Genomic DNA, 12,157 nt, shown 5'->3' with positions numbered 1-12,157 from the left:
ATTAGAACCCATAAATAAGACATATTTTGAATAAAAAAACACTTTTTACACTTGCACTCTTTATGATTTTTTCAACAATATATGCACAAGAAAAATTAATTACACCAGCTTATTTACAACCAGGAGATACGATTGCAATTCTTGCACCTGCTGGAATTTTAAAAAATAGAGAAGCAACCATATATAGAGCTAAAAAATTGGCCGAAAGCTGGGGTTTAAAAGTGATTTTAGGGAAACATATTTTTAATCAGAATAGTCATTTTGCTGGTACAGATAACGAAAGAGCTGAAGATTTTCAAAATGCATTAGACAACCCAAATATTAAAGCAATTTGGTCGGGTCGTGGCGGTTACGGTTCTGTGAGGGTTTTAGATAAATTAGATTATACTGCTTTTCTAAAACAGCCTAAATGGATTATTGGGTATTCAGATATTACAGCTTTTCATAGCCATATTCATAATTTAGGCGTAGAAACGATGCATGCAATGATGGGGACAAGTGTAGATGAGAAACCAGCGTTAATTGTAGAAACAGTAGCTAGTTTTAAAACAGCAATTTTTGGCAAGCAATTAAAGTACACGATTCCTTCTTCTAATTACAATAAAAATGGAGTGGTAAGCGGACAATTAGTAGGAGGAAACCTTGCATTATTATCCTCTATGTTGGGATCCAACAGTCAGACAGATACCAGTGGAAAGATTCTTTTTATTGAAGAAATTGGTGAGTATAAATATTCTATAGATAGAATGTTGCAAAGTTTAAAGCGTGCTGGTTATTTTGATAATTGTGCGGGTTTAATTATTGGTGATATTTCTAAAATCAAGAGTAATTCTACTAATTGGGGTAGCTCTATAGAACAATTGGTTTTAGATGTTGTAAAAGAGTATGATTTTCCGGTGATGTTTGCTTTTCCTGCAGGACACGAACCAGATAATAGAGCTTTAATTTTTGGAAGGAATATTCAGTTAACTGTTGGTTCTGGACAGAGTTCTGTTATTTTTACAGAATAGATTTTATTTTAAATAGAGAAGTATCTAAGTCATTGTAAAGTTTTAAAAAACGTTGTTTACGGTTTTCTTGTTCTTTAAATTCTTTGCCTTTAGAACCACCGATGATATTTAACCATCTGTATTTTTGATGATTATGGTTTTCTTCATTTAAATTGAAATCAATTTTTACAATTTCTTGTTTTATCTCTTCTGATGATAAAAGATTATTGATGTTGTTTATAAACAGTTTTATTTCAATTTTTAACTGATTGATTTCATCATCTGTAATAATTTTATCATTAGAATGTCTTAAGCACTCCGTTTTTAGAAATTCCAAATATTTAATCAAGGTTTCTTCACTCATAGTTTATAAATGTAATCAATATTGTGTAAATTAACACATTGGTAATTTCATTTAATAATAATTTAAGGTTTAGTTATTACTGAAAACTGCCACTGAATACTGTAAACTCATAATATGGCAGAACACAACGAGCTTGGTAAAAAAGGAGAAAAATTAGCCATTGCGTTTTTGTTAAAAAACGACTATAAAATTTTAGAAACAAACTACCGATATTTAAAGGCTGAAGTAGATATTATTGCTCAAAAAGGAGGAGTATTAGCTGCTGTTGAGGTAAAGACAAGAAGTTCAGACTATTTTGAAGAACCACAAGATGCTGTAAAAGCTAAAAAGATTAAATTATTAGTTTCTGCAATCGATTATTATGTGGTAGAAAAAGATTTAGATGTGGAGGTTCGGTTTGATATCATTGCCATTATTCATCAAAAAAATAAAACAAAAATTGAGCATTTAGAAGATGCTTTTCTACATTTTTAATCGCAGGGCGATAGCCAAGTATTTAATACCCCATAGACTTTCCTATAAATGAAAAGTATTAGTATCGGAAGCATACTCCTTGCCAGTGCAGTTTATCAAGGTTGTTTATTAAGTTTTTGACAATCGATATTTTATAGTGCTAAACGTATTTAGGTAAATCTAAATCTCAGAATTAATAGCGTAGATGTCTTTCTGAACATCGTAATTGTTTAATTCTAAAACAACTTTCTAAAACGGTAAGTTTTAGTTTCGTTTTATGATGAAAAAAAACTTTTGGTTAGGTGTTTTCTTAGGTGTCTTAGGTATTGTGCTTTTTTCTTCTAAAGCGGTAATGGTTAAGCTTGCATACAAGTATAATGTAGATGCAATAACCATGTTGTTGTTAAGAATGTTATTTTCCTTTCCGTTTTACGTAGTGATTGCCTATTTATACCGAAATAAAAACAAGGAGATCAAAACTACCAAAAGTGATTATTATTGGGTGGTATTTTTTGGGGTAGTAGGTTATTATCTAGCAAGCTATTTCGATTTTGAGGGTTTAACTTATATTAAAGCGAGTTTAGAACGTATTATTCTATTTGTGTACCCAACAATTGTAATTTTATTAAATAGACTTTTTTTTAAGCAGCCGATTACTAAATTTCAAGCTTTAGCCATCTTTTTATCCTATTTAGGAATTGTAATTGCTTTTTCTGATGAAGTAGATGTTTCTGGAAACAACGTTTATTTAGGAGGCTTTTTTGTGCTTTTAAGCGCTATAACCTATGCTTCTTATTTGGTTGGAAGTGGTTGGTTAATTCCTAAATTCGGAGTTGTAAAATTTACAGCGTATGCCATGTTAGTTTCTTGTTTTTGTGTGTTTATACACTTTAGTTTTATGGGAGAAACAGATTTGTTTAATTTGCCTTGGCAAGTATATGGTTTCGGACTTTTAATTGCTGTTTTTGCAACGGTAATTCCTTCGTTTTTAGTAAGTACTTCTATAAAAATGATTAGCTCCTCAAATTTTGCAATTGTGGCTGGTGTTGGGCCAATATCTACTATTGTTTTAGCCTCTTTTTTCTTAGGAGAAAGATTAACGTTACTTCAGTTTTTAGGAGCATTTTTAGTAATCATTGGTATTGTGATTACTTCTTTAAAGCAAGCAAAGAATAAGAAAACGTAATTACTTTAATGCTTCAATAATAGCTTTTCTTAAATCCTTGTCATTAGATTTTTTACTGCCACTATCTATGTATGCAATTTTCCCTTTTTTGTTGATGATAAAATAGGATGGATAAACTTGTTGTTTATTAAATTTCTGACTGACATCCATCGCAGAGTAGGCTATTTTAAAGCTAAATGGATGCACTTTTAGCAATTTTTCTATAACAGATTTTCTATCTAAAGCAGGTGCAATAAAAAGAATGTCATCTCTCTTTTTAAACTCCTCTACAAGGTTGTTTAACTTAGGGATATCTGTTAGGCAAGGCATGCAAGAGGTAAACCAAAATTTTAAAACAACGACCTTTTCTTTGGTGTCATTATTTGTTAATTGACTGCCGTCTGTAAGCCATAACTTAAAATCTGGAGCAGTATCATCAATTTTAAAAAACTGTTGACTTACAGCAGAAAAATGAATAAATAAAACTAAAAGAATAAGTAGTTTTTTAGTCATTATTTTTTATTAAAAAATAGTTTTACATCTTTAAAATGTTCTGGTTTTGCAATGATTTTTTTGTTAGCATCTAAAATAAAATAGCTAGGAGTAGAAACAATGTTATAAGTTCTAGCAGTTTTATTTTCCCATTTATTTAAACCTAAAACATGGTGCCAATTTGGTAATGTTTTCTTGAAACTATTCCAACCGTAACTATCACTCTCCAAAGAATAAGCAATTACTTTTACTTGGTCGTTTTCGGCTAAAAAGGTATGTACTTGTGGTATTTCGGTTAAACAATGTGAGCACGTAGTACTCCAGAAAATTAATAGATAGTTTTCTGCATCATTTAATTTAGAAAGGGTTAATTGTTTGCCGTCTTCTTTCCATGTGAAATCTGGTGCAATTCGGCCAACTTCTGCAGCAAATAACGCCTCTTTGCCTTCTTTAAACTCTTTGTCTTGTAAGTTAGTAGGTAATTTAGAATAATAGTTATCAAACAAATAATCTATTAATTCAAGGTTCATATCCGATTCAAACTGGTTGATTAAAAACTCAATGATTTCCTTTTTATAAGAAATGTTACCAATCTTAGAAAAAACTTTATCTACAGATTGTTTATATAATTTTTGTTGTGTTGCTGGATCTGGAGAGTAATTGATGTAAAAAACATAATCGGTAATTTTATCTGTAATAAAAGCAGAGTTTACTAGCGTTTTGTTATTAAAGTCTATAGGGTCAAAAAAAGAATCAATCATATTAGACATATAGTTCTCTGGAGTTTCTATTATCTCTGGAAGATTATTTCTTTTTGAGGCTTTAATAAAAGGCTGTACATACATTCCGTTTGAAGTTTCTAAATACTCTTTCTGAATATTATTTACCTTTTTTAAAGCCTCTTTGTATTCGTTTTTTAAATTTAAACCTTGGTTTTGTAAAACTGCAACTTGTATAGAGTCTAATGTTGCTTGTGCTGTAGAAATTGTATCTACATAATCCTTATACAACATGTTTTCTTTAGAAGTTGTATAAGTGACTGTTTGGTTTGCGTATTCTGGGTGAAAACCAAAATTTACATCTTCTTTATTAAAAACAAAATCTAGAAAACCTGCATTTTCCAACCTATACGTTATTCTATAAGAACCTACTTTTGTGTTTTCTGGAAGTGTAAAACTAAAGCTACCTATTGCTTGTTTTTTTCCTTGAATAGCAACAGAATCTATTTTAATTTTTGTGTTTTGTATAAACTTTTGTGTTGCTCCTTCTATTTTGTATAAAATAACCCAATCTGTATCTATGGTAGGAGACATGGTTCCGTTAACAGTATATTGTGCTTGTGCAAATGAAGAAATTAAGAATATAAGAGCGAGTATTTTTTTCATCTTTCTAAATTGATTTTTTGGTCTTGTTAAACTATTTTCAAGAAGCATACCAAAAGTACTATTTCTCTATTTTAAAGTCTTATTAATAATTTAAAGCTTCAAAATAATTAATAATAGCTTCTTTCATTAACACAGTTTGTTCACCAGGTTTTAAGTTTGGTAACTCTGTTAGTGTTTTATAATGTGGCCAAGTGTCATCATCATAATAATCGAATTCGTAATAGCCATAAGGTTCTAAAAGCTTACAAATGGCAATATGCATAAGGTTTACTTTTTCGTCTTTTTTAAATTCTCTTTGTCCCTGTCCTAATTCTTGTACACCAATTAAATAGATAATTCCATCCATATTTAATTCGTCTCCATCTGCAAATTGATTGGTTAATTTATTAACTAACAATTCCCATTTTTCTTTTAAGGTGAGTGTTTTTGGCATCTTACTTTTTTTATAAGTTGTAAAGATACAACTGGCATTTTTAAATTGACAAAAAATTATGTAGGTTTGATAAAATTAATTTCATGAATATTTTTGACATTGTTATAGCTTCTTTATTACTTTTTGGTTTTGTTAGAGGGGTATTAAAAGGCTTATTTGTTGAAGTTGCTTCTTTGGTAGGACTTATTGGTGGTGTGTATGGTGCAATTCATTTCTCTTATTTTGTTTCAGATTTTTTAAAAGAGTATGTTTCTTGGAATCCAGAATATATTTCTTTAGCGGCTTTTGCCGTTACTTTTGTTATAATTATTTTAGTAATTGCACTGATAGGAAAAGCATTGACTAAAATAGCAGATTTTGCTTCTTTAGGAATTTTAAATAAAATATTGGGAGGTGTATTTGGCTCCTTAAAAATAGGATTGATATTAAGTGTTGTTTTCATTTTTTTTGGTAAAATGAATGATACAATTCCTTTTGTAGAAAAGGAAACATTGCAAGAATCTATTTTATATGCTCCAGTTAAAAAGGTAGCACCTACTATTTTTCCATCAATAATAAAGGAAGAAGAACAAGATAAAGCTTTATAAAAATTGCATAAACTTTACGGCAATAAGAAACCCAAGGAATTTTCCTTGGGTTTTATTTTTTAATCCAAATGATAAATTTTCATAATATCATTTAGGTATTTTTCGAAATCAATTTTTAGATCAATTAATTTACCTGTATGTACATCAAAAACCCAACCATGTACTTTTAAACCACGATCTCTATATGCTTTCTGTACAGCCGCTGTTTTAATAAGGTTTACACATTGTTCTTTTACGTTTAATTCTACCAAACGTTCGTATTTTTTTTCTTCGTTTTCAATAGCATTTAATTCTGTAGCATGAATTCTATACACGTCTCTAATATTACGTAACCAAGGGTTTAAAATACCAAGATCTGCAGATTGCATAGCAGCTTTAACGCCACCACAACCATAATGGCCACAAACAATAACATGGCTTACTTTTAAATGATCTACGGCATAATTAATTACAGACATTACGTTTAAGTCTATACTAATAACCATATTCGCAATATTTCTATGCACAAAAACTTCTCCAGGTTTTGCTCCCATTAGTTCTTCTGCGGTAGCTCTACTGTCTGAACAACCAATGTATAGTAACTCTGGTTTTTGACCTTTCCCTAATTCTTCAAAATAGTTTTTATCTGTAGCTAATTTTTCTTTAACCCAATTTTCATTGTTCTTAAATACAGTTTCTAAGTTCATTATTAAAGTTTTAGTTAGTATTTTTTAGTTATACTTTTTCTAATTGCACATTTATATATGATTATGCTGTGCATTAATAATGGAAAGGTAATTATTATAACTTAATAAAAGAGGCTTGTGCTCCCTCTTTTATTAAGCTGTTTTATTTTTTAATTGATAAAATTAACAGATCCATCATTAATATTGTACATAGCTCCAACAATCATAATTTCACCACTTTCTTCCATTGTTGTTAAAACTTCACTCTCGCGTCTAATTCTTTCAATGGTTAATTCTACATTTCTGGCAGCAACATTATCCACAAAATCTAAGTTAGATGATGTTCTAGAACTAGCTTCTTTTGGCTCTAAAACAGCGTTTACGGCTGGTTTAATATTGTTAAGCATTGCAGTTAAGTTTCCTAATTTTGCATTGTCGCAAGCACCTTTTATGGCACCACAACTTGTGTGTCCTAGAACTACAACAAGTTTTGTTCCTGCAAGTTTACAACCAAACTCCATAGATCCTAAAATATCTTGGTTTACAAAGTTACCTGCAATTCTAATACTAAAAATATCTCCTAAACCTTGATCAAAAATTAACTCTGCAGAAACTCTAGAGTCGATACAACTTAAAATTGTAGCAAAAGGAAATTGACCTGTACTTGTATCATTTACTTGTTCTAATAAGTTTCTATGTGCCTTTAAGTTATCTTGAAATCTTTGGTTTCCTTCTGTTAAAAAATTTAACGCTTTTTTAGGCGTCATTGTTGCTTGTGTTTCTTTAGTATGTGCTTTCATGTTCTTTATGTTTTGTATTAAAGAAACGTTTGTTTCAATAATTATTTGTTTTAAAATTTAGCACCGTTATCTATTACCTTACAGTACTTATAGTTTAGATGCTATTTGGTTTTATATTCTTTTTTAGTCGACTTAGTTTTAACTTAAACTAATGCTAGACTTTGGATTTTCCTTAAAGAAATTAATAAAACTTTTTGGGTTTTCTACTGTTCCTCGTTTAGATATAAGTTTAATGTCAATATTTCTTTCTTTGGCTTTGTATAAAAAGTCTTCAAGAATTTCTATAATATCATTATCTAAATACCTTGTTTTAATAAGGTCTATTTCCAAGTAAGAATCTCCAGGTAAGCTGTCTAATTCTTTTAAAATTGCTCCTTTATTAAAGAAAGTTACTTCTTCTGCTAAGGTCATTTTTATCTTATGTTTACCGTTACTATTGTCTTCAATGTGAAGAAAGTGAGAGTTTTGGTAACTTTTTAATAAAATCACAACAATTCCTACTAAAAGACCTAAAGCAATTCCTGATAATAAATCTGTAAAAACAATACCTACAACCGTAACTATAAAAGGAATAAACTGTTTCCAACCTAATTTATACATTTGTTTAAAAAGAGCTGGTTTTGCTAATTTGTATCCTACAACTAAAAGAATTGAAGCTAATACAGCTAATGGAATTTTATTTAATAAAGTAGGAATTAAAACTACTGATATTAATAATAAAATACCGTGTAAAATGGTAGATAATTTTGATTTTCCGCCAGATTGTACATTGGCAGAACTTCTTACAATTACTTGTGTAATTGGTAATCCACCAATTAAACCAGAAATAATGTTACCAGTTCCTTGTGCCAATAATTCTCTATTGGTTGGTGTTACATTTTTGTCTGGATCTAATTTATCACAAGCTTCTACACTTAATAAAGTTTCTAAACTAGCAACCAAAGCAATCGTAAATGCTACAATCCATACTTCATGTTGAAAAATAACTGAAAAGTTAGGAAAACTAAACTGCCCTACAAAAGAACTTAAATCTTCTGGAATTGGTACACTTACCATATGTTTACTAGCAATTGAAAGTGTTTCATCACCTAGAGTAAGCGTATAAAATATAATTCCTGCAACCACAGCAATAAATGGGCCTTGTATAACTTTAAATATTTTTGCTTTCTTACTTAAAATAATGTCCCAAAAAAGTATAATTGCTAAACTTAAAAAACCTATTAAAGCAGCTCCTGGGTTTATATTACTAAACATTTTAACAAGCTCAGAAAATGTATTTCCACCATCAATTTCAAAAAACTCTAGATCCCAAGCAGATTCTTCATCATAACCAAAAAAGTTTGGTATTTGTTTTAATATGATGATAATTCCAATACCGGTTAACATTCCTTTAATTACTGATGAAGGAAAATAATAACCAATAACTCCTGCTTTTAAAAAGCCAAAAATTATTTGAATAATTCCACCTAAAACTACAGCTACTAAGAAGTTTTCATAACTACCTAAAGTAGCAATGGCAGTTAATACAATAGCCGCTAAACCTGCTGCAGGTCCACTAACACCAAGCTTAGAGCCACTTAGTCCTCCTACAACAACACCACCAACTATACCTGCAATAACTCCAGAAAATAATGGTGCACCACTTGCTAATGCAATACCTAAACACAATGGTAATGCTACGAAAAACACTACAATACTTGCAGGTAAGTCGTTTTTAATATTTTTAAACATATGTAATATATTTTTACTCTATTCTTTTTAGAGTAGAGCTATTTGTTAAGTTTTATAAATTTTGTTTTTTTGTACAGAAGTTATAGTACAAACTTAGGTGGAGGAGTAACTATCTTTGGGTATTCAGAAATGTAGTTTTTAGATCTGTAACGTACATTTTTTATCTTCTGATTTTTTCTAAAAGAGATAGAAACATCAGAATAAGGAATAACTTTTACTTCTTTTAAAGTGTTTTTTCCATGATTTTCTTCTTCCTCATTCATGTTAATTAAGACAGAAATGTCTTGGGTACTGTCAATTAAACTAATTACTGTAGGCGTAATTAATAGGGAGGAAAATATCAATATAAAGAAAAGTGCTACTTTAACTTTCAAGTATTTTTTTTGCGAATTTAAGAAAGCTTTTTGTATTTAGTGTTAAAAAAAAATTAAATATCGTTTAATAACTTAATGTCTTCAGCGTGTATCCAACCTAATCTACCATCATTAATTTTAACTTTTTTCCATTCATCCACGCCATCTAAAACTATAATTTTAGTTCCCTCGTGCAACGTAAATATTTCCTCGGAGTTTAATGTAGGTGCATTTCTAACGTCTGTTTCTTCTGCAAAAACGATAGCTTCTTTATTGTTAAGCGCAAAATTATATTGATTATAAGTGATAAATAATGATGCAATAAGAAGTATAAAGCTAATAATACTTGTTGTAAAATAGAACCTTTTTTTAGTAGGTCCATCAGCAAAATAAAAGAGTAAAAATAAGAAGCTACCTAAAATCGAAAATATTACAACTACTATTGCCCATTGGTTATATGATAGCTTTTGTAAATAATTTACTTTAAATTTTTGTAAAACAGTTTTTGGCAATTCTTCTATATTATCTAATGCTAAACGTTGTGCAAAAACTAAATTGTTTTTTACATCAGCATTTAAAGGATCTAATATTAACGCCTTTTCATAATAATAAATAGCTGGTCCAACTTTGTTAAGCTTGTAATAAGAATTACCTAAATTGTAATACAATTCTGATGATACTAATTCTTTAGTTTCTATTTGTTTGTAGAACTCAATTGCCTCGCTAAATTTACCATCTTTGTATAAATTATTTGCAGAAACAAATAAGCTATCTACATTTTGTGCAGTAACCGAATTGGCAATTATCAACAATAAAAAAAATATTCTTTTCATTCGAAATAGTCTATATTGAAATATACTTAAAAGGTTTTGAAGCCTTCTAGGAAATAGGTTATAATTGTTTATCTAATTGAACAATAACTTGTTTAGCACGCTCAAATTCAGCTTCCATTTCTGTATTTGTTATCTGTGAGTAACGTGCCATATCAGAATGTTTTAAAACTTCTATAAATTGAATAATTGTTGTTGGTTCAACTTTTTTATTTTCTAAAATTTCTGTAATTTTTTCTTTACTAATATCTGCTGTTTCAATACCTAATTTTGCTTTTAGGTAGTTGTGTAACGCTCTTTCTAAGGCTTCGTAAAAAGCTTCTTTTTTACCTAGTTGTTTTTGCGCTTCAGATAAATATTTTTTAGCTAATTTTTCTGCTTTTCTTAATTTATTTCCAATAAGGTCATTACTTCTTTCTTCTGCTTTTTTAGCAATAAAAACACCAATAGGAATTGTTATTAACGGCAACAATAACAAAATGTAAAACAAGTTAGACTTAAAGAAATCTTCTGTGTCTACAAGTTCTAAATTACTTTTTGTTTGTATGTATCTAAAATTATTACCTGTAGAAACCACATCTTGTTTTTGCGTAGCATTTGTATCTATTGCAGGTTTTAATTCTTTTCCTTCTAAAACATCTACAAAGAAATCATCTGTTGTAATTGTATGGTATTTTCGTTCATTTGGGTTAAAATAAGAGAAAGAAACATTCGGTATTTTATACTTTCCTTTATATTGTGGAACTACGGTATATAAATCTGATATTTCACCAGAAACTCCACTAGAATTTACCTGAACTTTTTCTTTTCTTTCTGGTTGATATTTTTCTAACTCAACAGGAGTTGTTACCTCTGGTAATTCAAATAACTTTAAATTTCCCTTACCAGAAACAGCTACTTTAATTTGAGAGCTTTCGTTTGCTTTTAAAACCTCTTTGCTTAGAGTAACGTCAAAATTAAAATCACCAACGGCACCTGTAAAGTTTGTTGGTTTCCCTTCTAAAGGAAGACTTCTAGGGTTAATTACTTTTTTAGCCGATGCAAATTCTTTTTGAACATTTCTTGTAATTACATTTCCAAAAAAATCTGCTCTACCTGTAGGAACGCCTATAACAATATCCATTTTCATTGGATCTATTGTTAGATTTCCTGTTTTTGTAGGTATTAATAATGCTTTCTGAAGTACAATGTATCTATAATCTTCGCCATTGTATTTTCCCATTTTTACAGGGTAATTACTTATTTTAATGGTTTGGTTCCAAAAACCATTATATTGTGGTGCTTCTGTAACATTAGTATCGTACACACTAACATTTTCGCTAACATACAATCTATATTCTACATAAATACCTTCTCCTACATAAGGTCTAGATTTAGAGATTTCTGCTACTAAATGAATGTTTTGTTGTGCAATATAGTTTGGGTCATTTGGGTTTTTAGGAATATCTACAGCATCTAAAACTATAATTTTTATAGCTTCAGATTTTATGGTTTTACCAGAAATTTTAATACTTGCTTCTCCAATAGTTAATTCTCCCTTTTTATTTGGTTGAAGAACGTAGGTATAAGATTGTGAAAAACTTGTTTTTCCATTTACCCAAGACTGACTAACAGATTGACTTGGGCCACCAACTACTTTAAAATTTGTAAACTTAGGAGGAGAAAAATTGTCTCCACCTTGTTTATTAATGGTAAACTCAATTCGTAAACGTTGGTTTACTGCCAATTTATTTTTACTTACAGTTGCTGTTAGGGTAGCTTCTTGAGCAGCTACAAAAGTGGTTACTAAACAAAATATAAGCATAAAGGCACCTCTAACTTTCCCCATTTGTGAGAGCCACTCTTGAGTTTTATTTATTATTTTAATTTTATAGGTATTCAATTTTGTACTTATTTTTTAAACAAACTAA

At 29.6% G+C, this 12,157-nt stretch carries 14 protein-coding genes; 4 read left to right on the top strand and 10 right to left on the bottom strand.

Features of this window, described 5'->3' with window-relative positions; translation table 11 throughout:
* The first annotated feature begins 62 nt into the window (after window positions 1-62).
* Window positions 63-1,010, top strand: coding sequence for an LD-carboxypeptidase (locus tag H0I29_RS06270; RefSeq protein ID WP_218754796.1), 948 nt, complete (start codon window positions 63-65; stop codon window positions 1,008-1,010).
* Here the strand turns inward: H0I29_RS06270 and H0I29_RS06265 are convergent.
* Complete coding sequence (locus H0I29_RS06265) at window positions 1,000-1,353, bottom strand: hypothetical protein (RefSeq protein WP_218754795.1); 354 nt, start codon at window positions 1,351-1,353, stop codon at window positions 1,000-1,002. The two genes, H0I29_RS06270 and H0I29_RS06265, sit on opposite strands and share 11 nt — an antisense overlap.
* A gap of 114 nt (window positions 1,354-1,467) precedes the next feature.
* Here H0I29_RS06265 and H0I29_RS06260 point away from each other — a divergent pair, with 114 nt between their 5' ends.
* Together H0I29_RS06260 and H0I29_RS06255 are read left to right on the top strand one after the other, a co-directional pair.
* Window positions 1,468-1,827 (top strand): YraN family protein, encoded by a 360-nt coding sequence (locus H0I29_RS06260; RefSeq protein ID WP_218731979.1) that lies wholly within the window; start codon window positions 1,468-1,470, stop codon window positions 1,825-1,827.
* Window positions 1,828-2,083: 256 nt separating this feature from the next.
* Window positions 2,084-2,992 carry a DMT family transporter gene (locus tag H0I29_RS06255; protein WP_218754794.1) on the top strand — a complete coding sequence of 303 codons (909 nt, stop codon included), beginning with the start codon at window positions 2,084-2,086 and terminating at the stop codon, window positions 2,990-2,992.
* Here the strand turns inward: H0I29_RS06255 and H0I29_RS06250 are convergent, their stop codons facing one another.
* From H0I29_RS06250 to H0I29_RS06240, 3 genes are all read right to left on the bottom strand, one after another.
* A complete protein-coding gene (locus tag H0I29_RS06250; protein ID WP_218754793.1) occupies window positions 2,993-3,484 on the bottom strand; it encodes a TlpA disulfide reductase family protein in 492 nt (163 codons plus the stop codon).
* Window positions 3,484-4,848 (bottom strand): TlpA disulfide reductase family protein, encoded by a 1,365-nt coding sequence (locus H0I29_RS06245; RefSeq protein ID WP_218754792.1) that lies wholly within the window; start codon window positions 4,846-4,848, stop codon window positions 3,484-3,486. Before H0I29_RS06245 ends, H0I29_RS06250 begins: the two co-directional genes overlap by 1 nt.
* Before the next feature lie 82 nt (window positions 4,849-4,930).
* On the bottom strand, window positions 4,931-5,281 hold the full coding sequence (locus H0I29_RS06240) for a hypothetical protein (protein WP_218754791.1): 351 nt from the start codon (window positions 5,279-5,281) through the stop codon (window positions 4,931-4,933).
* An 83-nt stretch (window positions 5,282-5,364) separates the two neighbouring features.
* On the opposite strand from H0I29_RS06240, the gene H0I29_RS06235 reads away from it, so the two are divergent.
* Window positions 5,365-5,868 (top strand): CvpA family protein, encoded by a 504-nt coding sequence (locus H0I29_RS06235; protein ID WP_218754790.1) that lies wholly within the window; start codon window positions 5,365-5,367, stop codon window positions 5,866-5,868.
* Window positions 5,869-5,927: 59 nt separating this feature from the next.
* Here the strand turns inward: H0I29_RS06235 and H0I29_RS06230 are convergent, their stop codons facing one another.
* The 6 genes from H0I29_RS06230 to H0I29_RS06205 form a co-directional block, all read right to left on the bottom strand.
* A complete protein-coding gene (locus tag H0I29_RS06230) occupies window positions 5,928-6,554 on the bottom strand; it encodes a carbonic anhydrase (protein ID WP_218731975.1) in 627 nt (208 codons plus the stop codon).
* A 149-nt stretch (window positions 6,555-6,703) separates the two neighbouring features.
* Window positions 6,704-7,333, bottom strand: coding sequence for a carbonic anhydrase family protein (locus H0I29_RS06225; protein ID WP_218754789.1), 630 nt, complete (start codon window positions 7,331-7,333; stop codon window positions 6,704-6,706).
* A 138-nt stretch (window positions 7,334-7,471) separates the two neighbouring features.
* Window positions 7,472-9,064, bottom strand: coding sequence for a SulP family inorganic anion transporter (locus tag H0I29_RS06220; protein WP_218754788.1), 1,593 nt, complete (start codon window positions 9,062-9,064; stop codon window positions 7,472-7,474).
* Window positions 9,065-9,144: 80 nt separating this feature from the next.
* Entirely contained in the window at window positions 9,145-9,438 is a 294-nt protein-coding gene (locus tag H0I29_RS06215) for a hypothetical protein (protein WP_254712711.1), read from the bottom strand.
* 53 nt (window positions 9,439-9,491) lie between these two features.
* Window positions 9,492-10,250 (bottom strand): SH3 domain-containing protein, encoded by a 759-nt coding sequence (locus tag H0I29_RS06210; protein WP_218754787.1) that lies wholly within the window; start codon window positions 10,248-10,250, stop codon window positions 9,492-9,494.
* Window positions 10,251-10,308: 58 nt separating this feature from the next.
* Window positions 10,309-12,129, bottom strand: coding sequence for a BatD family protein (locus H0I29_RS06205; protein ID WP_254712710.1), 1,821 nt, complete (start codon window positions 12,127-12,129; stop codon window positions 10,309-10,311).
* Window positions 12,130-12,157: the final 28 nt, after the last annotated feature.

The organism is Polaribacter sp. R2A056_3_33, assembly GCF_019278485.1.
In the GTDB taxonomy this organism is placed as follows: Bacteria; Bacteroidota; Bacteroidia; order Flavobacteriales; family Flavobacteriaceae; genus Polaribacter.
The sequence above is the reverse complement of the archived record's forward strand: the minus strand, read 5'-3'. Positions and strand labels throughout refer to the sequence as shown.